Source organism: Kocuria palustris, assembly GCF_007666205.1.
GTDB lineage: Bacteria > Actinomycetota > Actinomycetes > Actinomycetales > Micrococcaceae > Kocuria > Kocuria palustris_A.
Window position 1 is genome coordinate 40,258 of the sequence record NZ_VDOR01000008.1, and the last position, 23,219, is coordinate 63,476.

19 protein-coding genes are annotated in these 23,219 nt (G+C 73.7%); 5 read left to right on the top strand and 14 right to left on the bottom strand.

Going from position 1 to position 23,219, the window contains the following annotated elements; all coding sequences use genetic code 11:
* Positions 1–258: 258 nt before the first annotated feature.
* A complete protein-coding gene (nirD, locus tag FSY66_RS08740) occupies positions 259–600 on the top strand; it encodes a nitrite reductase small subunit NirD (RefSeq protein WP_144793781.1) in 342 nt (113 codons plus the stop codon).
* Positions 597–1,403 (top strand): sirohydrochlorin chelatase, encoded by an 807-nt coding sequence (locus FSY66_RS08745; RefSeq protein WP_144793785.1) that lies wholly within the window; start codon positions 597–599, stop codon positions 1,401–1,403. Before nirD ends, FSY66_RS08745 begins: the two co-directional genes overlap by 4 nt.
* On the opposite strand, the gene FSY66_RS08750 is transcribed toward FSY66_RS08745, so the two are convergent.
* The 4 genes from FSY66_RS08750 to FSY66_RS08765 form a co-directional block, all read right to left on the bottom strand.
* Entirely contained in the window at positions 1,381–2,244 is an 864-nt protein-coding gene (locus tag FSY66_RS08750) for a trimeric intracellular cation channel family protein (protein ID WP_144793788.1), read from the bottom strand. The genes FSY66_RS08745 and FSY66_RS08750 overlap by 23 nt on opposite strands.
* 175 nt (positions 2,245–2,419) lie before the next feature.
* Positions 2,420–4,219: a phospho-sugar mutase gene (locus FSY66_RS08755; RefSeq protein WP_144793791.1), complete on the bottom strand. Its 1,800-nt coding sequence runs from the start codon at positions 4,217–4,219 to the stop codon at positions 2,420–2,422.
* On the bottom strand, positions 4,216–5,052 hold the full coding sequence (locus tag FSY66_RS08760; protein WP_144793794.1) for a purine-nucleoside phosphorylase: 837 nt from the start codon (positions 5,050–5,052) through the stop codon (positions 4,216–4,218). Before FSY66_RS08760 ends, FSY66_RS08755 begins: the two co-directional genes overlap by 4 nt.
* Before the next feature lie 218 nt (positions 5,053–5,270).
* Positions 5,271–8,252, bottom strand: coding sequence for an ATP-binding cassette domain-containing protein (locus tag FSY66_RS08765; RefSeq protein WP_144793798.1), 2,982 nt, complete (start codon positions 8,250–8,252; stop codon positions 5,271–5,273).
* A gap of 186 nt (positions 8,253–8,438) precedes the next feature.
* On the opposite strand from FSY66_RS08765, the gene FSY66_RS08770 reads away from it, so the two are divergent.
* Positions 8,439–9,872 carry an NAD(P)H-quinone dehydrogenase gene (locus tag FSY66_RS08770; protein ID WP_144793801.1) on the top strand — a complete coding sequence of 478 codons (1,434 nt, stop codon included), beginning with the start codon at positions 8,439–8,441 and terminating at the stop codon, positions 9,870–9,872.
* A gap of 134 nt (positions 9,873–10,006) precedes the next feature.
* On the opposite strand, the gene FSY66_RS08775 is transcribed toward FSY66_RS08770, so the two are convergent.
* The 4 genes from FSY66_RS08775 to FSY66_RS08790 form a co-directional block, all read right to left on the bottom strand.
* Positions 10,007–11,416, bottom strand: coding sequence for an MFS transporter (locus FSY66_RS08775; protein ID WP_144793804.1), 1,410 nt, complete (start codon positions 11,414–11,416; stop codon positions 10,007–10,009).
* A 168-nt stretch (positions 11,417–11,584) separates the two neighbouring features.
* Complete coding sequence (locus FSY66_RS08780; RefSeq protein ID WP_144793807.1) at positions 11,585–13,387, bottom strand: acetyl/propionyl/methylcrotonyl-CoA carboxylase subunit alpha; 1,803 nt, start codon at positions 13,385–13,387, stop codon at positions 11,585–11,587.
* A 186-nt stretch (positions 13,388–13,573) separates the two neighbouring features.
* A complete protein-coding gene (locus FSY66_RS08785) occupies positions 13,574–14,317 on the bottom strand; it encodes a response regulator (RefSeq protein ID WP_260853606.1) in 744 nt (247 codons plus the stop codon).
* The gene (locus FSY66_RS08790; RefSeq protein WP_144793813.1) at positions 14,314–15,813 is read right to left on the bottom strand and encodes a sensor histidine kinase; all 1,500 of its coding nucleotides are present in this window, start codon (positions 15,811–15,813) and stop codon (positions 14,314–14,316) included. Before FSY66_RS08790 ends, FSY66_RS08785 begins: the two co-directional genes overlap by 4 nt.
* 202 nt (positions 15,814–16,015) lie before the next feature.
* Here FSY66_RS08790 and FSY66_RS08795 point away from each other — a divergent pair, with 202 nt between their 5' ends.
* A complete protein-coding gene (locus FSY66_RS08795) occupies positions 16,016–16,765 on the top strand; it encodes a GAP family protein (RefSeq protein ID WP_144793816.1) in 750 nt (249 codons plus the stop codon).
* A gap of 16 nt (positions 16,766–16,781) precedes the next feature.
* Here the strand turns inward: FSY66_RS08795 and FSY66_RS08800 are convergent, their stop codons facing one another.
* The 3 genes from FSY66_RS08800 to FSY66_RS08810 form a co-directional block, all read right to left on the bottom strand.
* The gene (locus tag FSY66_RS08800; RefSeq protein WP_144793819.1) at positions 16,782–17,111 is read right to left on the bottom strand and encodes a branched-chain amino acid transporter permease; all 330 of its coding nucleotides are present in this window, start codon (positions 17,109–17,111) and stop codon (positions 16,782–16,784) included.
* The gene (locus tag FSY66_RS08805; RefSeq protein WP_144793822.1) at positions 17,104–17,940 is read right to left on the bottom strand and encodes an AzlC family ABC transporter permease; all 837 of its coding nucleotides are present in this window, start codon (positions 17,938–17,940) and stop codon (positions 17,104–17,106) included. Before FSY66_RS08805 ends, FSY66_RS08800 begins: the two co-directional genes overlap by 8 nt.
* A 72-nt stretch (positions 17,941–18,012) precedes the next feature.
* Positions 18,013–18,654, bottom strand: a complete 642-nt coding sequence (locus FSY66_RS08810) for a Maf family protein (protein ID WP_144793826.1) — start codon at positions 18,652–18,654, stop codon at positions 18,013–18,015.
* 440 nt (positions 18,655–19,094) lie between these two features.
* Between FSY66_RS08810 and FSY66_RS08815 the strand changes: the two genes are divergently transcribed.
* On the top strand, positions 19,095–20,165 hold the full coding sequence (locus FSY66_RS08815) for a lipoate--protein ligase family protein (protein ID WP_144793829.1): 1,071 nt from the start codon (positions 19,095–19,097) through the stop codon (positions 20,163–20,165).
* 263 nt (positions 20,166–20,428) lie between these two features.
* Here FSY66_RS08815 and FSY66_RS08820 read toward each other — a convergent pair whose 3' ends face one another.
* From FSY66_RS08820 to exaC, 3 genes are all read right to left on the bottom strand, one after another.
* Positions 20,429–20,857 (bottom strand): ChaB family protein, encoded by a 429-nt coding sequence (locus FSY66_RS08820; RefSeq protein WP_144793832.1) that lies wholly within the window; start codon positions 20,855–20,857, stop codon positions 20,429–20,431.
* A 115-nt stretch (positions 20,858–20,972) separates the two neighbouring features.
* Positions 20,973–21,419, bottom strand: a complete 447-nt coding sequence (locus FSY66_RS08825; RefSeq protein WP_260853607.1) for a DUF779 domain-containing protein — start codon at positions 21,417–21,419, stop codon at positions 20,973–20,975.
* Positions 21,419–22,942 carry an acetaldehyde dehydrogenase ExaC gene (gene exaC, locus FSY66_RS08830; RefSeq protein ID WP_144793835.1) on the bottom strand — a complete coding sequence of 508 codons (1,524 nt, stop codon included), beginning with the start codon at positions 22,940–22,942 and terminating at the stop codon, positions 21,419–21,421. The genes FSY66_RS08825 and exaC overlap by 1 nt, the downstream gene beginning before the upstream one ends.
* Positions 22,943–23,219 lie beyond the last annotated feature (277 nt).

The window sequence follows — 23,219 nt, forward strand, 5'->3', positions numbered from 1 at the left end:
GGCGATGACCCGCGGCCGGTGGAGAGCCCGCGAGTCCGATGGCATCACACGAGGCCGCGAAGGCGCGCCTCAGTTGCCAAGAGGTTTTCGAGGACCTGCGCGATCGGGGCCTCTCGGGTACGTTCGATCGACAGGAGGCGACGGCCTGCGGGCAGCCGCGTCGGCGCCGCCCGGGCCCTGCCGTGCCCCTCGGGAGGATGCCGTCCGAGCGCCGGCAGGACCCGCTGCGCACGATCCAGCATGCGAGGAGCCGCACCCATGACCACCAGCACCGCCGCCGAGATCTGCTCGGTCCAGGACCTCGAGGTCGACTGGGGCGAGGCCGCCCTGGTCGAGGGGCGCCAGGTGGCCGTCTTCCGTCTGCCGGACGACACGATCGCGGCCGTCGACCACGCGGATCCCCGGACCGGATCGCTCGTGATGGCCCGCGGCATCGTCGGGGCCACCCTCGACGGCGTCCCCACCCTCACCTCCCCGCTCTACAAGGAGGTCTACGACCTGCGCACCGGGCAGTGCCTGAGCTCCGACGAGTACGCGCTGCCGGTCCACGAGGTCACCGTCTCCGACGACGGCAGGGTCAGCGTCGCGCTGAGCTCGTGAGGGCTGCGCACGCGGCAGCCGCGCCCGGCGCGGCGCAGGACCCGGTCCTGCTGCTGTGCGCCCACGGATCGCGCTCGCCGGCCGCCCGGCGCACGACGGCGCGGATCACCGGGGCGGTGGCTCGCGCGCTGCCCGGGACGACCGTGCTCGAGACCTGGGTCGACGTCCAGAGCCCCGACGTGGCGCAGCGCTGCGAGCAGCTGGCAGATCGCCCGGCAGTGGTCGTGCCGCTGCTGCTCGCGGCCGGATACCACGTCCGCCACGATCTGCGGCGGGCCGTCGAGGGGCGGGGGCACCACGTGGTCACCGGGGCCCTGGGCCCGGACCGGCGGCTCTCGGAGCTGCTGTCCCGCCGGCTGGCCGAGGCGCGGCCCGGGCGGGGCGCGGGACAGGACGGGGGCCGTACGCGGGGAACCGATGCCGGCGGGGGAGACGGGCCGATCGTGCTCATCGCCGCGGGCTCCTCGGACGAGCGGGCCGTCGCCGATGTCCGTGCTCAGGCCCTGGATCTCGAGCGGCTGACCGGGCGCGCCGTGACGGCGGGCTTCGTCTCGGCCGCGCGGCCGAGCGCGGCGCGGGCCGTCGAGCAGGTGCGCGCGCAGACCCGAGGGCCGGTGGCCGCGGCGTCGTTCCTGCTGTCGCCGGGGGACTTCCACGAGCGAGCGGCCGAGGCCGGGGCCGACGTGCTGAGCCCTCCGCTGCTGGGCGCTGACGGGATCGCGGAGGAGATCGTCGAGATCGTGCTCGATCGCCGGCGCGAGGGGCTGGCGCGGCTGGGCGTCACCGGGGATCGGCGGGACTGAGCCCGCCGGAGGGGCCGTCGTCCGGGCGGTCGGCCCCGAGATCGCCGGCTCCGCCGCCGGCGTCGTCGCCCGTCTGCCGGCCCCGGTCCGCATGCGAGCCGCCGCGGCTCCCCTTCCCGCCTGCGCGTCGGGCGCGGTGCGCGCCCCGGTGCACGACGATGCGCGGACGCCGCGCGGACGCGCTGCGGGCGAGCTGCCGGCCGGCCAGGCGGGCGTCCCAGCCGCCTTGTCCCGGAAGCATCCAGCCGCGCCGCCGCGCCAGGACCGTGAGCGACGCCGCGAGCAGGATGGCGATGGCCATGCCCCAGTTCGGCCGCCCGAGCTCCCAGGCCACCGTCATGGCGATCGCGCCGACGAAGGCCCCCGTGGCGTAGAGGGTGCTGCCGCCGAAGATCGCGGGGATGCGGCCGATGCACACGTCGCGCACGGCGCCGCCGCCCACGGCCGTGATCATGCCGAGCATGACGGAGGGGACCCAGCCGAGACCGGCGCCGAGCGCCTTGGAGGTCCCGGTGGCCGCCCAGCAGCCGAGCGAGAGGGAGTCGGCCACGACCAGGACCCGGTTCGTCCACCTGCCCTCGAAGGAGAGGCTGAAGGCCAGGACCGTGCCGATCATCGCGGTCGTGAGATACGCCGGATCCGTGAGGGCCACGGGCTGGCCGATCTGCAGGAGGACGTCGCGGATCATGCCGCCGCCGAGGCCCGAGAGGACGCCGAGCACCAGGAAGCCGATCAGGTCGAGCTTCATGGCCCGGGCGATCGCTCCGCCCAGCACGGCGTTGACGAACACCCCCAGCAGATCGACGGCGCGGAACATCGTCTCCGGGTCGAGCAGTTCCACGGCCGCCTCCTCACCGGGGCTCTCGGACAGGCACGGACCCGTCGATCAGGCCCCGCCGAGGCTATCAGCGCCCGATCGCGCGTCGGGGCGGCCATGACGCACTCCACACGGCGCGGGGCGGGTCGCCCGACGACCCGTCCAGCGCCCGGTTCGCGTCAGGACCGCGGGGCGCGGCTCAGGCCGCGAAGAGCTCCCGCAGCTGCTCGGTCAGCGCGTCGTGGCGCTCCCGCGCGGCCTGCCGGGCGCCGGGCAGCCGGTCCGCTGAGCCGACCCCGGCGACGGTCTCGAGGTAGCACTTGAGCTTGGGCTCGGTCCCGGAGGGCCGCACGACGACCCGGGTGCCGTCCTCGGTCAGCAGGCGCATTCCCTCGGTCGGCAGCAGCCCCGATCCCGGATCCGGCTGCGAGAGGTCGTCGACCGAGACGACGGGGGACCCCGCGAGCTCGGTCGGCGTCGACTCCCGCAGGGCGCGCATCATCGCGGGGATGAGCTCGAGATCGGCCACCCGGATCGACAGCTGGGAGGCGGTGTGCAGGCCGTGGCGCAGCGCCAGGTCGTCGAGCTCGTCGAGCAGGGTGCGCCCGTCGGCGGCCGCGGCGCGGGCCAGGCGGGCGATCCCGACGGTGGCGGTGATGCCGTCCTTGTCCCGCACGGTCCCGGGGTCCACGCAGTAGCCCAGGGCCTCCTCGTAGCCGTAGACGAGCCCCGGCACGCGGGCGATCCACTTGAAGCCGGTCAGCGTCTCGCGGTGGGCCGCCCCGGCGGCCTCGGCCATCCGCCCCAGCAGGCGCGAGGACACGATCGAGTTCGCCACGATCGGCCTGTCCGAGGCCCCGTCGGCCGCCCGCAGGGCCGCCAGCCCGAGCAGCGCCCCGACCTCGTCGCCGGTCAGCGCCCTCCACCCGTCGACCGCACGGGGATCGCGGGCATCCGGCACGGCGACCGCGCAGCGATCGGCATCCGGGTCGTTGGCCAGCACCAGGTCGGCGTCGACCTCGCGGGCCAGCGAGAGCGAGAGGCTCAGCGCCCCGGGCTCCTCGGGATTGGGGAACGGGGCGGTCGGGAACTCCGGGTCGGGCTCGAACTGCTCGGGCACGGGGTGCACGTCGTCGAATCCGGCGCGCTGCAGAGCCGCCAGGGCCGTGGGGCCGCCGACGCCGTGCATCGCGCTCAGCACGATCCTCAGGCCGGGCTCGGACGCCTCCCCGGGCGCGGCGCCCACGGCGGCCTCGAGGTACTGCCGGTCGATGTCCTCGGGAAGCGTCGTCCAGCCGTGGTCGGCCAGCGGCAGCTCCCGCAGATCGCCCACGGCCTCGATCCGCTGCGCGATCTGCTCGTCGTGCGGCGGAACGATCTGGCAGCCCTGCCCGGCGGCATCGACGCAGCGGCCCCCGAGGTAGACCTTGTACCCGTTGTCGGCGGCGGGATTGTGCGAGGCGGTGACCATGATGCCGACCTCCGCTCCGCGCGAGCGCACGGCCCAGGCCAGCAGCGGGGTCGGCAGCGGGCGCGGCATGAGCTCGACCGACAGCCCGGCGGCGGTGAGCACGGCGGCGGTGTCGCGCGCGAAGTCCGCGGACCGGTGGCGGGCGTCGAACCCGATGACCGCACGCGGGGCGGGATCCGGGCCGGCCGCCTCGAGGACGTGGGCGGCGACGCCGGCGGCGGCGCGGCGCACGACCGCGCGGTTCATCCTCATGGGCCCGGCCCCGAGCTGCGCGCGCAGCCCCGCGGTGCCGAACCGGAGGGTCCCGCCGAAGCGCTCGGCGAGATCCGCCACGGCCTCCTGGGCGCGCTGCTCGGGCGAGGACGGGTCCTGGACGAGCTCGAGCAGACCGCGCAGCTCGTCGCGATCGCCCTGGTCCGGGTCCTGGTCGATCCACCCGCGCACCGCGAGCAGCAGCTTGGCCCCCTCGGCGGCGGCCTGGACCTCGGCGGTGCCGTCGGGGGTCCCGGAATCGCTGCGGGGGCTCATCGGATCTGCCCCACGATGCGCGCGAGCAGGTCCGCGATCCGGGGCGCGGCGGCCTGCCCGGCCTCGACGACCTCCCGGTGGGACAGCGGGCTCTGCTGGATGCCGGCGGCGAGGTTGGTCACGAGCGACAGTCCCAGGACCTCGAGCCCGGCGTGGCGCGCGGCGATGGCCTCGAGCGCGGTGGACATGCCGACCAGGTCCGCGCCGAGCACGCCGGCCATGCGCACCTCGGCGGGCGTCTCGTAGTGCGGGCCGGGGAACTGCGCGTAGACGCCCTCGGGCAGCGACCCGTCCACGGTGCGCGCGAGATCGCGCAGCCGCGGCGAGTAGAGGTCCGTCAGGTCCTGGAACGTCGCGCCCTCGAGCGGCGAGCGGCCGGTGAGGTTGAGGTGATCCGCGATCAGCACCGGAGTGCCGGGGGTCCACTCCGGGTTCAGGCCCCCGCAGCCGTTGGTGAGCACCATCGTCGAGGCGCCCGCGGCCGCGGCGGTGCGCACCCCGTGGACGACGGCCCGCACGCCGCGGCCCTCGTAGAAGTGCGTCCGCGCCCCGATCACGAGGGCGTGCCGGCCGTCGGCCAGCCGGATCGAGCGCAGCGTGCCCACGTGCCCCTCGAGCGCCGGCGCGGAGAAGCCCGGGATCTCGGGGGCGGGGATCTCCGCGACGGTCTCGCCGAGCAGATCGGCGGCCCCGCCCCAGCCCGAGCCCAGGGTCAGCGCGATCTCGTGGGTCTGCACCCCGGTGCGCTCGCGCACCGCGTCGGCGGCGCGCCGCGCCGCCTCGAACGGGTCGGCGCCGGCGAGGGGATCATCGGATGCGGTCTGCTGGGTCACGGTGCGGGCCTCCAGGAGCGGGATCGGAGCTCGTGCGGGCGTCGCGGCGACCGCGCGGCCCCGCACCGCCGTCGGTGCGGGCGCCCGGTCGCAGCCGACGCCCTCGTCGCCTCACATCCTGCCAGCGCGCCCTCCGGCGGCAAAGCAGCCCGCGGGCGGCCCGCCGCCCCGCCCGCGGCAGGGCGGACCGGGGCGGCCCGGGGGGAGCCGGCGGCGGCTCAGCGCTTGCGGCGCTTGGTGCGCCGGATCAGCAGGACCGAGGCGACGAGGAACACCAGGCCGAAGCCGGCGGTGATCCCGGCGGCGCCCCACCAGTTGAGGGTCGTGCGCTCCCAGAGCGGGTCGAGCACCGCGCCGGAGTCGTCGATCGGGGGCAGCTCGAGCGGCGGGGGCTCGGGGGCCCCGGCCTGTCGGGCGTCCTCCACGGCCCGGTCGTGGTCCTCCTGCAGATCGGCATTGGCCTCCTCCTGGGGCAGCGTGACGGCCGCCGTGCGCACGATCTCGTTGAGATCGCCCGTCTGGCCCATGGCCGCATAGGCCCATCGGGTCGGCGTCGCGCGCGAGATCGCATCGGCGGCCCCCTCCATGGCGAACAGGCCGCCGCAGAAGATCAGCTGGACGACCACGAGCAGCGAGGCGACGTTCATCGCCACGTCCGAGCGCGGCACCAGGGCGGAGACCAGGAAGCCCAGCAGCCACGAGGTCATGGTCAGCAGGAAGGTCACGATCCACAGCTCGAGCCACATCGGCCCCCAGGCGCCCATGGGCTCGTTGGGGATCAGGGCCAGGACGGCCAGCACCAGGATCAGCGACTGCACGAGCGACGCGGCGATCGTCAGCAGCGTCTTGGCCCCGACGTACGGCCACACGCCCAGGCCGGTGCGGGCCTCGCGCAGGAAGATCCGCTTCTCGTCCAGGAACGTGCGGCAGGCCGGGAACAGGCCCAGGGCCACGGCCGCCAGCAGGATGACGATCAGCAGGATCTGCGGCTGGTTGACCTCGGAGTCCGTGGACTCGGGGAACGTCAGCCCGTGCTCGCCCGGCACGACGAGCACCAGCAGGGCCAGCAGCGCCGGGGCGATCACGGTCGTGATCAGCACGGAGGCCGCATCCGTGCGCATGAGCTGGAGCTGGCGCCGCAGCAGCACCGAGAGCTGGTGCAGCCCGCGGCGCGACGACGCGTGCGGGGCGGCCGTCGGCTCCTGGGCGTGCACGCGCTCGCGGGGGCCGTCGTCGTCGCGCTCGCGCCGGAAGGCCGCGGCGGCGCGGGCGGGATCCTCCTTGAGGCCCTTGTAGACCTCGCGCACCTGCGGGCCGAGGCCCTGGGAGCGCTCGAAGTACGGCATCATCCCCGCGGGCTCGCCGAAGTAGGCCACCGAGCCGCCCGGGGCCAGGACCAGCACGCGGTCGGCCAGGTCCAGATTCGCGGTCGAGTGGGTGATCACCACGACGGTCGAGCCGTCCGCGCCGCCGACCTCTCCGTGGGCCATCCGCCGCAGGAGGTCCATGACCTCGAAGTCCATGTCCGGGTCCAGGCCCGAGGTCGGCTCGTCGAGGAAGAGATAGCGCGGGCCCGTCAGCAGCTCCATGGCGGTCGACACCCGCTTGCGCTGCCCGCCCGAGAGCTGGGCGACCGGGGTGCGGGCATGCTCGCTCAGCCCGAGCGCGGCCAGCACGGAGGCGATCCGCGCCTTCCGCGACGCCCGGTCGACGTCCTCGGGCAGCCGCAGCGCGGCGGTCGACTCGAGGACCTGCTGCGCCGTGAGCTCCCGGTGCAGCACGTCCTCCTGCGGGACCATGCCGATCTGCGAGGACAGCGCCGAGCCGAACCGGGCCAGATCCAGCCCGTGGTACTCGATGCGCCCCTCGTCGGGGTTCACATCGCCGAGCATGCAGTTCAGGAACGTGGACTTGCCGGCTCCCGACGGGCCGATCACCGCGATCAGCGACCGGTCCGGGATCTCCAGGGCGATGTCGTCGACGAGCGTCTTGCGCTGCCTCGGGTTCCTGCGGTCGGGGACCGTGTAGGTCAGGTCCCGCACCACGATGGACATGTTGCCCTCGGTGCGCACGACCTCGGCAAGGCCGAGCTCGGTCTGCAGGAACGGCACGCCGCCGATGACGGCCTGCGCGCCGGGCAGCAGCTCGACGGTCCCGGAGATGCGCTCGCCGTTGACCCAGGTGCCGTTGGTGGAGCCCAGGTCCGTGAGCACCGAGCCGCGCTGCGTGCGGGTCACCTGGGCGTGGCGCCGGGAGACCAGCAGGCCGTCGATCAGCACGTCGGCGGCGGGATCGCGGCCGACGACGAGCGTCCCGCCCACGTCGCGGGCGCGGAAGGCGGGCGACAGGCGCATGCCGGACTGCAGCGCCTCGGCGCCCTCCGGCGCGCGCAGCACCTCCGCGGCCTCGGGGCGGTTGACCCAGGAGCGCTGCTCGATCTCCACCGCCGGCTGCCCGCCGGGGCCCTCGGCGGCCTCCCGGTCGGCCTCCGCCCGGGCCGCGCGGCCCCGGTTCATGGACACGGCGAAGACCGTGGGCTCGGCCGAGGCCGCGGGGATCTCCTCGGAGTGGAGGTCGTCCGCTGCCGGCCCGGTGCCGGTGAGCTCGTCGGCGCCCGGGCTCGCCCCGGGCTGCGAGGCCGCCGAGCGGGTGCCCTCGCGGGGGCCGGGGCCCTCCTGCGCGGCCCGGCCGCGGGCGGCGTGCTCGACCGGCAGGGCGAGGACCGTCGGCTCCGCGGAGGCGGCCGGGATCTCCTCGGCGGCGGCGTCGGTCCGGGCCCCGCCGGGTCCGGCCGCAGCCGCATGGGCCCCGCCGCCGGAGGGGCCGTCGGCGCGCTGGGGCCGGGGGACCTGGTCCGTGCCGGGCCGCCGGCCCGCAGCGGCCTCCGGCGCCGGGCGCTGCGGCGCCAGCTCGACGAGCAGGCCGCGGCCGGTGTCGGAGGCCAGGGTGATCTGCGCCGGCTGCTCCAGCAGGGCCGCCATGTGCGCCTGGAGCCGGAAGCCGTTGAACGCGGTCCCCGCATCGGAGCCGCGGTCCTCGACGGTCCAGGAGGCCCCGCTCCAGCGCAGGATCACGTGGATGTCCTGCACGCCGGGGTGCTCCACGCGGACGTCGGCGTACTGCGAGGAGCCCACCGTCCACGGCCGCCGCGGATCCAGCTCGCGGGTCCGCCCCGCGATGGTCAGGGACAGGGGGTGCATGGGGCCTCCGAGCCGCGGCGACGAGGGGGAGGGGAACCCCCTTCACGACCGCGAATATATCCGCCGGGGCATCGGCGCCCGAACTGTGACGCGGCCCCGGTGCGCCGCCTCCGCCGGTGAGGGCTCTCACCCGCCCGCGCCCTCGTCGGACGGCTGCGGCGCTGGCGGCTTTGGCACAATGGCCGTGTGAGCTCATCCCAGGATTCCCACCGGCAGACCACCAAGCGACTCGTCATCATCGGCGGCGGCCCCGGAGGCTACGAGGCCGCCCTGCACGCGCGCACCCTCGGGGCCGAGGTCACGGTCATCGAGGAGAAGGGCATGGGCGGCTCCGCGGTGCTGACCGACGTCGTGCCCTCCAAGACCCTCATCGCCTCCGCGGACACCATGAACCGCTTCACGGAGGCCCAGGACCTCGGCGTCCACGTGGCCGGGGCCACGAGCGAGGACGAGAGCCTCAACGGCCTCGAGGTCGATCTGGAGGTCGTCAACACCCGCCTGCTGCGCCTGGCCGCGACGCAGTCCCGCGACATCCGCCGGGGCCTGGAGCGCGACGGCATCCACCTGGTCGACGGCCGCGGCACGATGGTCGACGACCGCACCGTGCGCGTGAGCGCCTCCGACGGCATGGAGTACGACCTCGACGCCGACGCGGTCCTGCTGGCGGTCGGCGCGCACCCGCGCGAGCTCGGCTCCGCGCGCCCGGACGGCGAGCGGATCTTCAACTGGACCCAGCTGTACTCGCTCACCGAGATCCCGGAGCACCTCGTCGTCGTCGGCTCGGGCGTCACGGGCGCGGAGTTCGCCTCGGCCTACAACGGGCTGGGCGCCAAGGTGACGCTCGTGTCCTCGCGCGATCAGGTGCTGCCCGGGGAGGACAGCGACGCCGCGGAGGTGCTCGAGAACGTCTTCGAGCGCCGCGGCCTCAACGTCATGTCGCGCTCGCGCGCCTCGGCCGTCGAGCGCACGGACGACGGCGTGGTCGTGACGCTCGACGACGGCCGCAAGGTCGCCGCCTCGCACTGCCTGATGGCCGTGGGCGGGATCCCCAACACCGAGGGCCTCGGGCTGGAGAGCACGGGCGTGGTCGTCTCGGACTCGGGCCACATCGAGGTCGACGGCGTCTCGCGCACCGCGGTGCCGTCGATCTACGCCGCCGGCGACTGCACCGGCCAGCTGCCGCTGGCCTCGGTCGCGGCCATGCAGGGCCGCATCGCCGTCTCCCACTTCCTGGGCGACGCCGTGCGGCCGCTGCGCACCGACGTGGTCGCCTCCAACATCTTCACGTCCCCGGAGATCGCCTCGGTGGGCATCGGCGAGGGCGACGTGCGCTCCGGGCGCTACGCCGCCGACGTCTACAAGATCCCGCTGCCCAACAACCCCCGGGCCAAGATGATGGCCGTCGACGACGGCTTCGTGAAGATCATCGCCCGGAAGGGCCCGGGCACCGTGCTCGGCGGCGTGGTGGTCGGCCCGCGCGCCTCGGAGCTGATCTTCGCGCTGTCCGTGGCCGTGTCGAAGGGCCTCACGGTCGACGATCTCGCCGAGACCTTCACCGTCTACCCGTCGCTGTCCGGCACGATCTCGGAGGTCGCCCGGCGCCTGCACCACCGCATGTGACCGGCCCGCCTCCGCGCCGGGTGCGGAGGCGGGATGTTCCGGCGAGGACGACGACGGGGCCCCGGGAGGTGATCTCCCGGGGCCCGTCGTCGGTGCTGGGCGCTCGGCGCCGCGCGTTCGGTGCGGCTGTGCGATCAGCGCACCGGGCGGGACCGCTGCCCGACGGTGTGCATGTCCACGTCCCTGGTCTCCGGGGAGAACCAGAGGGCCACGAGGGTGATCAGAGCGGCCAGCGAGAGGTACAGGCCCACCGCGGAGACGCCGAACGTCGAGGTCAGCCACACGGCGACGAACGGGGTGAGCGCGGCCCCCAGGATCGAGGCGACGTTGTACGCGATGCCCGATCCCGTGTAGCGGACGTTCGTGGGGAACAGCTCGGGGAGCACGGCCGACATCGACCCGAAGGTCAGTCCCATCAGGGCCATGCCGAGCGCCAGGAAGCACAGCAGGCGCACGATGTCGATCTCGGTGCCCGTGCCGAGGTTCTCCGGGGCGATGAACCAGCCGAAGACCAGGCCGAAGACGATGATCGCCGCGGTGATCACGAGCAGCGACGAGCGGCGCCCGAAGCGGTCGGCGAGCCATCCCGAGACCGGGACCATGGCCGCGAAGAGCAGCACCGCGATGAGCTGGATCACCAGGAACGACCGGTACGGGATCCCGAGCATGCCGTCGTCGGGGGAGCCGATGCCGTAGGAGAGGATCCACGCGGTCATCAGGTAGAAGAGCACGTAGGTGGCCAGCATGATGAACGTGCCCTGGATCATCTGGACCCACGACGTGCGGAAGACCTCGCCCAGAGGCGACCTGACGTCCTGCTTCGTGTCCAGCGCCTGCTGGAAGACGGGGGTCTCCTCGATCGAGATGCGGACCCACAGCCCGATCAGGACCATGGCGATCGAGGCCAGGAACGGGATGCGCCAGCCCCAGACCAGGAAGCCGTGGTCCAGGCCGTCGACGGCCGCCGAGGTGAATCCCATGGCCACCGTCAGCAGGAGCATGAAGCCGTTGGCCAGGATGAAGCCGAACGGGGCGCCGAGCTGGGGCCACATGGCGGCCCGGCCGCGCTTGCCCTCCTCGGCGTACTCGGTGGCCAGCAGCGAGGCGCCCGACCACTCCCCGCCCAGGCCCAGGCCCTGGCAGAAGCGCAGGATCGTCAGCAGCAGCGGCGCCCAGAGCCCGATCGCGTAGTAGGTCGGCAGCAGGCCGATCAGGAACGTCGCGATGCCCATGGTCAGCAGGGCGCCGATCAGGGTGGCCTTGCGGCCGATGCGATCGCCGAAGTGGCCGAAGATCACGGAGCCGACGGGGCGGGCGACGAAGGCCGCCCCGAAGGTGGCCATCGAGGCCAGCAGCTTGGCGGTCTCGTCCTCCCCGGTGAAGAACAGCGCCGGGAAGACCGCGACGGCGGCCGTGGCGTAGACGTAGAAGTCGTAGAACTCGATGGTGGTGCCGATGAGGGAGGCCAGGACGACCTGGCTGCGCTTCACCGGGGGCTTGCTGGCGGTGCCGTGCGCTGCGGCGCCGTCGACGGTCGTGGACATGGCGGTGCTTTCGACGGAGGGGCTGATCCGTCGAGAAGGATAGAGAGCGGTGACCGCATCGTGACATTCCGTCTCAGCATGTGAGCAACCCGGAACGGGCTCAGGGGCCGGTCCGAGGCCGCGGAGGGCGTCGGACCGGCCCCTGAGGAGCGGGCGGGAGCGGAAGGCTCAGCGGATGGTGGCCAGCACCGTCCCGGCCGAGACGGTGTCGCCCGGGGTGACCTCCAGGCCCGAGACGGTGCCGTCCTTGTGCGCCTTGAGCGGCTGCTCCATCTTCATGGCCTCGATGACCACCACGGTGTCGCCCTCGGAGACCTCGGCGCCGTTGTCCACGGCCAGCTTCACCACGGTGCCCTGCATGGGCGAGGTGAGGTCGTTGCCCGAGGCCTTGGCCGCGCCGCGTCCGCGCTCGCGGCGGTTCTTGGCCGCCGGGGCGGCCTGCGGCTTGCCCGAGCCCAGGACGGTCGCGGGCAGCGCGACCTCGAGGCGCTTGCCGGCCACCTCGACGACGATCGTCTGCCGCTCCTCGGCCTCCGCGCTCGCCTCGGGCGTGCCGGCGAACGGCTCGAGCTCGTTGGCGAACTCGGTCTCGATCCAGCGGGTGTGCACCGAGAACGGCTGGTCGCCGGAGGGCGCGAAGGCCGGATCGTCGACGACGGCGCGGTCGAACGGCACGACGGTGGCCATGCCCTGGATCTCGAGCTCCGCCAGCGCCCGGCGCGAGCGCGCCAGGGCCTGGTCCCGGTCGGCGCCCGTCACGACCAGCTTGGCGATCATGGAGTCGAAGCTGCCCGAGACGGTCTCGCCCTCGACCACGCCGGAGTCCACGCGCACGCCGGGCCCGGACGGGAAGCGCAGCCGCGACAGGGTGCCGGGCGCCGGCATGAAGCCGCGGCCGGGATCCTCGCCGTTGATGCGGAACTCGATCGAGTGGCCGCGCACCACGGGGTCGTCGAAGCCCAGCTCCTCGCCCCGGGCGATGCGGAACTGCTCGCGGACCAGGTCGATCCCCGTGACCTCCTCGGAGACCGGGTGCTCGACCTGCAGGCGCGTGTTGACCTCGAGGAAGGAGATGATCCCGTCCTGGCCGACCAGGAACTCACACGTCCCGGCGCCCTGGTAGCCGGCCTTGCGCAGGATCTCCTTGGACGAGGAGTACAGGCGCTGCATCTGCTCGTCGGACAGGTACGGTGCGGGAGCCTCCTCGACGAGCTTCTGATTGCGCCGCTGCAGCGAGCAGTCGCGCGTCGAGACGACGACGACATTGCCGTGGGCATCGGCCAGGCACTGGGTCTCGACGTGGCGCGGGGAGTCCAGGAAGCGCTCGACGAAGCACTCGCCGCGCCCGAAGGCCGCCACGGCCTCGCGCACGGCCGAGGCGTAGAGCTCGGGGATCTCCTCGCGGGTGCGCGCGACCTTGATGCCGCGGCCGCCGCCGCCGAAGGCCGCCTTGATGGCCACCGGCAGGCCGTGCTCGTCGGCGAAGGCCAGCACCTCGTCGGCGGAGTCGACCGGATCGGAGGTCCCGGGCACGCGCGGGGCGTCGACGGACTCGGCGATCTTGCGCGCGGCCACCTTGTCGCCCAGCGAGGCGATCGCGTGCGGGGGCGGGCCGATCCAGGTCAGCCCCGCGCTGATGACGGCGGCCGCGAAGTCCGCGTTCTCTGAGAGGAAGCCGTAGCCGGGGTGGACCGCATCCGCGCCGGAGCGAGCGGCGGCGTCGAGGATCTTGTCGATCACCAGGTAGGAGTCGGCCGCGGTCGTGCCGCCCAGGCCGTAGGCCTCGTCGGCCATGCGCACGTGCAGAGCGTCGCGATCGGGGTCCGCGTAGACGGCCACCGAGGTCAGGCCCTCGTCCTTCGCGGCGCGGATCACGCGCACGGCGATCTCGCCGCGGTTGGCGACCAGGACCTTGGTCACTGGTCTGCGCGCGGCGGTCGTGTCGGCGGCGGGGGCCTGCGGTGCGGTCACTGGTTGCTCTCCTCGGAAGACGCGGCTCGCGCGCAGGTCGGCGGAAGGGCCCTGTCCGGCCCCGGTCAGACGCTCATTCGATCACATCCGCTGCGGGAGCGTGATGTAGGGGATCGACAAACCCGACGGCGCTGCGGCTGGTGCTCCTCGCGTGCGGCCCGCGCACCGAGGACGCTTCGAGTGTAGTCAGCCGTCGCCGTGGCGGCCCCACCACAGGGCGGCCTGCACACGCGAGGCCGCGCCGAGCTTCGTCAGCACATGGGAGACGTGGGTCTTCACCGTGGACTCGGCGACGACGAGCTGCGCGGCGATCTGCTGGTTGCTCAGGCCCCGGGCCAGCAGCCGCAGGACGTCGCGCTCGCGCCCGGTCAGCGGCTCGGCCGGACCGGCCGGGCCCGGCCCCGGGGCGGGGTCCTCTGCGGAGCCCTCGCCGCCGGCGCGGCCTCCTGCCGCCGCGGCATCGTCCTCGGCCCCCGACGGCCGCGGCGGCCTCGGCGCGGCCGTCGAAGCGGGGCGCGCGACGGCCCGGTCGATCACCGCTCGCAGGACCTCCGGCGACAGCGCGGCGTCCCCGGCGGCGACCCGGCGGACCGCCTCGACGATCTCGCTCGGCTCGGCGGTCTTGACCAGGAAGCCGGAGGCGCCGGCGCTCAGCGCGGCCACGATGTAGTCGTCCAGGGCGAATGACGTCAGCATGAGCACCGCCGCGCCGCTGCCGCGCAGCCGCTCGATCACGGCGAGCCCGCTGTCGCCGGGCATGCGGACGTCGAGCAGGACGACATCGGGGCGGGTCCGGTCCGCCAGCTGCACGGCGGCCTCCGCGGTGCCGGCCTCGCCGAGCACGGAGATCGGCGGATCCGCGGTCTCCAGGATCATGCGCACGCCGGCGCGGATGGCGGCGTGGTCGTCGGCCAGCACTGCGGTGATCACGAGGCGGGCTCCTGGGAGGGCTGCGGCCGGGCTGCCGCGTCGGCCGGGGCCGCAGGGCCCGCATCGGGGTCTGCGGCGTGGCATGCGGCGGGACCGGCTGCGGGGGCCGCGGGGATCTGTGCAGCGGGGCCGGCCGCGGCGCCGGGAACCCGCGTCTCCCGGTGCGACGGCTGGCTGGGCCACACGGCGAGCACCCGCCACTGCGACTGGCCCGTGGGCCCGGCCTGGCAGGACCCGCCCGTCTCGGCGGCGCGGTGGGCCATCGAGGGGAGCCCGAGGCCCGCCCCGTGATCCTTCGCGGGCGTGCCGGGCAGCGGCGAGTCGACGTGCAGCACGATGTCCCGCGCGTCCGCAGGGCCCGGTCGGGCGCCGGTGACCGGGGTCGGCCCGGCGGACCGGCGCGCCGCCGGCTCCCGGTCCGCGCCGTCGGGGGCGGCCGTCCCGGGAGCGGGAGTCGAGCCCGGTTCCGGTTCCGAGGACGCGGCGAGGCCGAGCGAGAGGCGCACCGGGCCCGGCCCGGAGTGCTTGAGCAGGTTCGTGACGGCCTCCTGCCCGATGCGCAGGGCGTGCGCGGAGATCCCGCGGCGCTCCAGGGCGGCGACCGCATCGTCGTCGATCTCGATCGCGGCGTCGGGGCGCAGCGCCCGCAGCCGGGCGATCAGGCTGTCCCACGAGGCGGCGCCGGCGGCCTCCGACCCGTCGGTGCGCAGGACGTCGATGAGGCTGCGCATGTCCGCCATGGCCTCCAGGGCGCTGCGTCGCACGGCCTCGAGCGAGCGGTCCAGGGCCTCGGGGTCGGCGCGGTGCGCGGCGCTCGAGCGCAGGGCGCCGGTCTGCAGCGCCACGGCGGAGAGGTGCCCGGTGACCCCGTCGTGCAGCTCCTGGGCCAGGTGCGTGCGCTGCTCCTGCAGCCGCAGCGCCGTGCGGGCATGCTCGAGCTCGAGCAGCCGGTCCGCCGCCTCCCGCTCGGCGGCGGCGGCCCGCTCCGCCTGGGCCCTGGCCTCGCGGTGGCCGCGGACCTCCCCGGCCCACAGCAGCGGCAGGATCAGCACCAGGAACGCCTGCAGGCTCACGGCGAATCCCAGCGAGCGCAGGTCCACGACGACCAGCGTCGCGAGCAGCAGGACCCCCGTCGTGCCCACGCACAGGACCGTCACGAGCCGCATCAGCCGCCGGGAGCCGTGCAGGACGGCGGAGAAGACCGCTTCGAAGACCAGGAGGAACCCGCCGACGCCGCTGTCGAGCACCAGGGCCGCGGTGCCCAGTCCGCCCGTCAGCAGGAGCATGGCTCCGGGGCGCACTCGGCGCAGGGCGACGGCAGCGCTGGCGGCCACCAGCAGGAGCAGCGCGATCGGGCGGGGGACCGCCAGCGGAAGGCCGGCCACGTCCGTCAGCGAGGTGTGGGCCGCCCAGGTCGCAGTCGTGGCCAGCGCGTAGGCCCCCGCGATGCCGAGATCCCGCGCGGACACGCGGGGCGGGGCGGGCGGCTCGGTCATGACCCGAGGCTAGCGGGCCCCGGGCGCGAGCAGGGAGGGCCGCCCGGCTCCTCCGGGCGATCTCCATCGAACGGGGGAGCTCGCCGGGACCTCCGGGGGAGCCCGCCCGTCCCGTGGGTGCGCAGCGGCGGCCGCCCGGGGCCCTCGGATCGCGACCGATGGCCGATGCCCGGGCCGCGTCCCGTCCGGAAGCCTCGAGGGCATGGACACGATGCGAGAGCTGACGCAGATCAGCGGCCACGATCAGATCATGTTCGCCGTGCTGGCCCTGCTGGACGCCACGAGCGCGGGGACCCTGGCCATCCCGGCGGTGCTCCTGCTGCTGAGCGGACGCTCGCGGGGCCTCGGCGCGCGGGCGACGGCGCTGCGGGTCCTGGGCTACCTGGGGATCATCGCCGTCTTCTACTGGGCGCTGGGGCTGGCGCTGCTCGCGGGCCTGCAGGCGCTGCTGGCCCCGGTCGCGGCGGTGCTCGAGCAGCGGGCCGGCGCTGCGGCGCTCGTCGTGGTCGGCGCGGCCCTCGTCCTGCTGAGCTGGTGGCTGGATCCGGCGGAGATCCGCAGGCGCGGAGGCGATCCGGAGGCCTCGATGCGGCGATGGATCGACCGCGCCGATCGCGTGGTGAGCAGCTGGCGCGGGGTGGCCCTGCTGGCCCTGGCCGCCGGGCTCGTGGAGGCCGCCACGATGATCCCGTACCTGGCGGCGATCGCCGGGATGGGGCGCTACGACCTGGGTCCGGCGTCGTCGATGCTGCTGATCGCGCTGTACTGCCTGGTCATGGTCCTGCCGGCGCTGCTGCTCGCGCTGGCGAGGCTGGTCCTGGGGGAGCGGGGCAGCGGCCCGCTGTCGTCGGCGCGGGAGCTGGCCGTGCGCACAGCGCCCGATGCGGTGGCCTGGGGACTGGGCATCGTGGGCGTCCTGGTGGGCCTGCGCGGCATCGGGCGGCTGCTGTGACGGCGTCCTCGCGGGCTCAGGCCTGCCACAGGGAGGCCAGGACCACGTGCGTGAGCGTTCCGGCCACGAGGCTCAGGACCATGTTCCCGCGCCACAGGTGCAGCCCCACCGTGACGGCGAGGGCGACCGCTGCCGGGATCGAGACGCTCATGGCGACCAGATCGAGGTCCTGCAGGGTATAGATGACCAGGATGATCATCACGCCCACGGCCAGCCGGTCGCCGATGTAGGGCAGCAGCCGCGATTCCTGCAGCGGGGCCAGCATGGCGAACGGGAGGGCCCGCAGCGCCCAGGTGACGGCCGCCGCGACCGCCACGGCCGCCAGGATGCAGGGCAGCTCAGCCATCTCGGGGCTCCTCTCCGGGAGCGGGATCGGGGTCGGGGGCGGGGCCGACGATCTCCGTCTGCCCGGTCGTCGGCAGATCCCGGCCGCGGATCCTGCCGACGGCGTAGCCGATCAGCAGCACCAGGACGTAGGCGCCCATCGCGGGGGCCAGCATGTTCGAGCCCAGGACGGCCGCGCCGGCAAGGCCGATGGCCGCGGCGATCAGCGGCAGGGGGAGCGAGCGGTGGGCTCGGTGGGCGTCGACGGCGAGCACCACGAACAGCGCGGTCATGGCGAAGTCGAGGCCCTCGATCCACGGCGGGATGAGAGACCCCAGCAGCGCCCCGGCCGTCGAGCTGGCCACCCAGAACAGGTGGAACGTCGCCTCCAGGGTCAGGATGCGCGTCCCCGACCACCGCTGGGCCTGGGGCCCGGAGGTCAGTGCGAAGGCCTCGTCGGTCAGGGCGAACGTGCCGTACATCTTCCCCGGCACGCTGCGGACCCGGTGCAGGGGGAAGGTCAGGGCGTAGAACGCATGCCGGAAGTTGACGATCAGCGTGGTCAGCCCGATCTGCGTCAGGGGAGCGCCGGCGGCGATCATCCCCGCCAGCAGGAACTCGACGGAGCCGGCGAAGACGATCCCCGACAGCAGCGGGGCCGCCCACCAGGGCAGGCCGTACTGGATCACCAGCACGCCGAAGGCCAGGCCGACGGGGATGACGGCCAGTCCCGGGGGCAGACCGGTCCGCCAGCCCAGGCGCAGCTGCTCGGCATCGAGACCCCCGCGGCGGCTGCCGTCGTCGGCCGGTCCGGGCGAAGGCTTCGCCGGCGGAGGGCTGGAGGGAGTCATCCGAGCAGTCTAGACAGCGCCGGGCCCGGCCCCGACCGCCGTCGGAGGAGACAGAGGGAAGGACTCGCGCAGTCAGGCCCCGACGCCGTCCCACAGGCGGTGGATCGGGACGCCGGCCTGGCCGGCCAGCTGCCGCAGGACATTGATCGACAGGCCGATGACGGCATGCAGGTCGCCGTCCACCCGTTCGATGAAGGCCGCGCCGTACCCGTCGAGGGTGAAGGACCCGGCCACCCACAGCGGCTCCTCGGTGGCCACGTAGGCGGCGATCTCGTCGTCGGTCATCCGCACGAAGCTCACATCGGCGCCGGCGAGGCGGCCGTCCGAGAACCCGGTGCCCCCGGCCTGGGGCTGCCGGGCGTCGATCAGCCAGTGGCCGGTGTGGAGGCGGCCTGTCCTTCCGCGCATCTGCCGGATGCGCTCGCGGGCGACGTCGGCCGTGCCGGGCTTGCCGAGCGCCTGGCCGTCGAGCTCGAAGACCGAGTCGCAGCCGATGACCAGCCGCCCGGCGGCCTGCGGGAGGGCCGCGACGGCCTCGCACTTGGCCCGGGCCAGCGCGAGGGCGATCTCCGAGGGGTCGCTCAGCCCCGCGTCGGCCACCACCGCGTCCTCGTCGACCTCGGAGCCGAGCTGATCGAAGGCCATCCCGGAGTCGGTCAGCAGCTTGGCGCGGGCGGGCGAGGTGGAGGCGAGCAGCAGGAGCGGAGCGGTCATGCCCCCACTGTAGGAGCCGCCCTGCCCCCGCATCCCCGTGCCTCACTCCCTACGTCTCGATCCCTACCTCCCCTCCGCGCCCCCGCGCCCCCGCGCTCTCGCGTTCCCGTCCCCCGCGCTCCCGCGCTCCCGTCCCGCTCGCCCTCAATCCCCCTGCTCCCCGCGAGCGGCCGATCTTTCACCCCTCTCCCCGCGAGCGGCCGATTCCTCACCGATTCAGGGCTGAAACGGTGAGGAATCGGCCACTCGCTGAAGATGAGGTCCTGAATCGGCCGCTCGCGGCGAGGGAAGTCCTGAATCGGCCGCTCGCGGCGAGGGAGGTCCCGAATCGGCCGATCGCGAAGTCCCTGTCGGCACAGCGGTCGCGTCCATAGGCTGAGCGGACGCGTCAGGAGCTCGGCTCGCGCAAGGGCACGCGCTCCGGAGAGGTCAGGAGACACATGCACGGTGAGTTCAAGGTCCGCGGCGGCAAGCTGGTGGTCGTCGATCTGGAGGTCTCAGGGGAGGCCGACGACGCGGTGATCCGCGACGCCGTCGTCTCGGGCGACTTCTTCCTGGAGCCCGACGACGCCCTGGAGGATCTGACGGGCGCGCTGAACGGCCTCCCGGCGGCGTCGTCGACGGCGGAGATCGTCGCGGCTCTGGAGGCCGCGCTGGATCGGCGGGACGGCCCGGTCGAGCTCATCGGGTTCTCGACCGAGGCCGTCGGCATCGCCGCCCGTCGCGCCGTCGGCGCCGCCGTGTCCTGGGACGACCTGGACATCGAGGTCATCGGGATGAAGACTCTCCCGCCGGCCGAGCACGTCGCGCTCGATCAGGTCATCTCGGAGGAGGTCGGCGCCGGCCGCCGCGGTCCCGTCCTGCGCTTCTGGGACTGGGACGACGCCCTCGTGGTGATCGGCTCGTATCAGTCCGTGCGCAACGAGATCGACTCCGAGGCGGCCCGGGACCTGCACGTGGGCGTGACGCGGCGCATCACCGGCGGCGGCGCGATGTTCATGGAGCCCGGCAACTGCGTGACGTACTCGCTGGTCGTCCCTGCGAGCCTGGTCGAGGGGCTGACCAACGAGCAGGCCTATGCCTTCCTGGACGAATGGGTGCTCGGCGCGCTGCAGGAGATCGGCGTGAACGCGCACTACGTGCCGCTCAATGACATCGCGACCCCGCAGGGCAAGATCGGCGGGGCCGCCCAGCGGCGGTTCGCCGACGGGACCCTCCTGCACCACGTCACGATGAGCTACGACATCGACGCGGACAAGATGCTCCAGGTGCTGCGGATCGGCCGCGAGAAGCTCTCCGACAAGGGCATCAAGTCCGCCAAGAAGCGCGTGGACCCCATGCGCAGCCAGACCGGCATGGCGCGCGAGGACATCATCGAGGCGTTCCGGTCGCACTTCCTGGCGAACTACCGCTCCCACGAGGGCGACTACACGCAGCACGAGCTGGAGCGGGCCAAGGAGCTCGTCGACTCCAAGTTCGGCACCGAGGCCTGGACGAACCGCGTGCCGTGAGGTGACGACGTCTGCCCGAGACCGCGGCTCCGCGGCTCTCACCGCCGGCGGTTCTCGCCCGCCCGCACCCCCGGCGTCGGCTCCGTGCTCCTTGTTCCGCACTCGCGCCCGAAGCCGCGACCGGCCGATTCCTCTCTGATCACGCCGCGACCGGCCGATTTCTCACCGGTTCGACGCTGAACCGGTGAGGAATCGGCCGGTCGCGGAAGATGGGGTGGGGAATCGGCCGGTCGCGCGGGCGGGGCAGAGCGAGCGCGGGCGGGTCAGTCGTCCTCGCGGGCCTGGGCGGTCTCCCGGTCGTTCGCCTTCTGGATCGCCTCGACGAGCTCGTCCTTGGTCATCTCCGAGCGGCCCTCGATGTCGAGGCGCTGCGCGATCTCGTAGAGGTGATCCTTCGAGGCGTTGGCGTCCACGCCGCCGGCGGACTCCCCGCCGGTGCGTCCTCCGTTCTCGGAGCGCTCGTCGGAGGGGCCGTTCTCGTCCTTGGGCTCCCAGTGGTCGCCGACCTTCTCGTGCGTCTGCTTCACCGCGGCCCACGCGGTCTGATGCGCGCGGGCGCCGCTGCCGTACTCCTCCCGAGCGCTCTCCAGGGTCGCGGCGTACGTGTCCTGCGCCTTCCGGTCCGAGCGCTCGAGCGTCGAAGGGATCTCCTCGCGCTCGGCGGGCTTCTCGCTGTCGTTCTGGGGGCTCATGGCCGACCTCCCGGGTCTCGTGCTCGCTGCCGTCGGGCCGGCGCCCGGCGGCGCGACCCGGAACAAGCCTAGGCACGCGACGCCGGGCCCCGCCGTGCGGCGGGGCGTCATCGGATCAGACCGCGCAGAGATCGCTGCGGGTCAGGAAGCGCCGGCCGGTGGGAGCCTCGAGCGAGAACCCGGAGCCGCGGCCGGGCACCGCGTCGATGAGCAGCCGGGTGTGCTTCCACGCACCGAACTGCTCCCGGGAGATCCACAGCTCGAGATCGCCGAGCTCGTCGCCGGCCTCGTCGGTCAGCCGTGCGGTGCCCAGCAGGACATCCGCGTCGCCCGTGCGGAACTCCCCTGCGGGGAAGCACATGGGCGCGGAGCCGTCGCAGCAGCCGCCGGACTGGTGGAACATCAGCGGCCCGTGCTGCGCCCAGAGCTCCCGCAGCAGATCCACCGCGGCCGGGGTGTAGCCCACCCGGGCCGTGTCGTCCTCGGGCCCCGGCCGGGTCTGCAGCGCGACCTCGGGATCGTCGTGCACGGCCGGGCCGGGCATGGGGTCCTGCGCGCCCATCAGAAGAAGCCCTGCGCCTTCTCGGTGTAGGAGACCAGCATGTTCTTCGTCTGCTGGTAGTGATCGAGCATCATCAGGTGGTTCTCGCGCCCGATGCCCGAGGACTTGTACCCGCCGAAGGCCGAGTGGGCGGGGTAGGAGTGGTACTGGTTGACCCATACACGCCCGGCCTGGATGGCCCGACCCGCGCGGTAGCAGGTGTTGGCGCTGCGGGACCAGACGCCGGCGCCCAGCCCGTAGAGGGTGTCGTTGGCGATGCCGATGGCCTCGTCGTAGTCCGTGAACGAGGTCAGCGACAGCACGGGCCCGAAGATCTCCTCCTGGAAGATGCGCATCTCGTTGGTGCCCTCGAAGATCGTGGGCTTCACGTAGTAGCCCCCGGCCAGATCGCCGGGCAGCTCGAGGCGCTCGCCGCCGGTGAGGACCTTCGCCCCCTCCTTGGCCCCGATGTCGAGGTAGGAGACGATCTTCTCGAGCTGGTCGGTCGAGGCCTGGGCCCCGACCATGGTCTCGGTGTCCAGGGGGTCGCCCTGGACCATGGCCTCGACCCGCTCCACACCGTCGGCCACGAACTCCTCGTACATGGACTTCTGCACCAGCGCGCGCGACGGGCAGGTGCAGACCTCGCCCTGGTTCAGCCCGAAGAACGCGAAGCCCTCGAGGGCCTTGTCGTAGAAGCCGTCCTTCTCCCGGGCGACGTCGTCGAAGAAGATGTTCGGCGACTTGCCCCCGAGCTCGAGCGTGACCGGGATGATGTTCTCGGAGGCGTACTGCATGATCAGCCGGCCCGTGGTGGTCTCGCCCGTGAACGCGATCTTGCGGATCCGCCTGTTGGACGCCAGCGGCTTGCCGCACTCCGCGCCGAATCCGTTGACGATGTTGATGACGCCGTCCGGGACGAGGTCCTGGATGAGCTCCATGACGACCAGCAGGGAGACCGGGGTCTGCTCCGCGGGCTTGAGCACGACGCAGTTGCCCGCGGCCAGGGCCGGGGCCAGCTTCCACACGGCCATGAGGATGGGGAAGTTCCAGGGGATGATCTGCCCGACGACGCCCAGCGGCTCGTGGAAGTGGTAGGCGACGGTGTCCTCGTCGAGCTGCGAGAGCCGGCCCTCCTGGGCGCGGATGGCGCCGGCGAAGTAGCGGAAGTGATCGACGGCCAGCGGGATGTCGGCATTGAGGCACTCGCGCACCGGCTTGCCGTTGTCCCAGGTCTCGGCCACGGCGATGGTCTCGAGGTTCTCCTCGAGGCGATCGGCGATGCGGTGGAGCATGAGCGAGCGCTCGGCCGGCGTGGAGGCGTTCCACGACGGGGCGGCGGCCCAGGCGGCGTCGAGCGCGGCCTCGATGTCCTCGGCGGTGCCGCGGCCGACCTCCGTGAAGGGCTGTCCGGTGACCGGGGTGATGTCCTCGAAGTACTGGCCCTTGACCGGAGGAGTCCATGCCCCGCCGATGAAGTGCTCGTAGCGGGGCTTGAACTCGATCAGGGCACCGGGCTGTCCGGGGTGCGCGTAGGCGGTCATGGGGGTCTCCTTCGACTCGGCGGGCCGAGCTGCCAGACGACGGCGACACATCATCCGCTGTGATCTGCAGCACGTGCGGCCACTGTAGGGCTCGCAGGACCGCGATGCGATGGAAGTTGCCGGATCCGCCCGTCCGGAGCGTCATCCCGGCGCGTGCTCGGAGCGGGGACGACGACGGCGGGCGCCTCCTCATCGAGGAGACGCCCGCCGTCGTGCGCAGGGAGGTCGCCGTGCGGCACCGCCGCGCAGGCCCTTCACGCGGGGCCGTCGCGCGCCG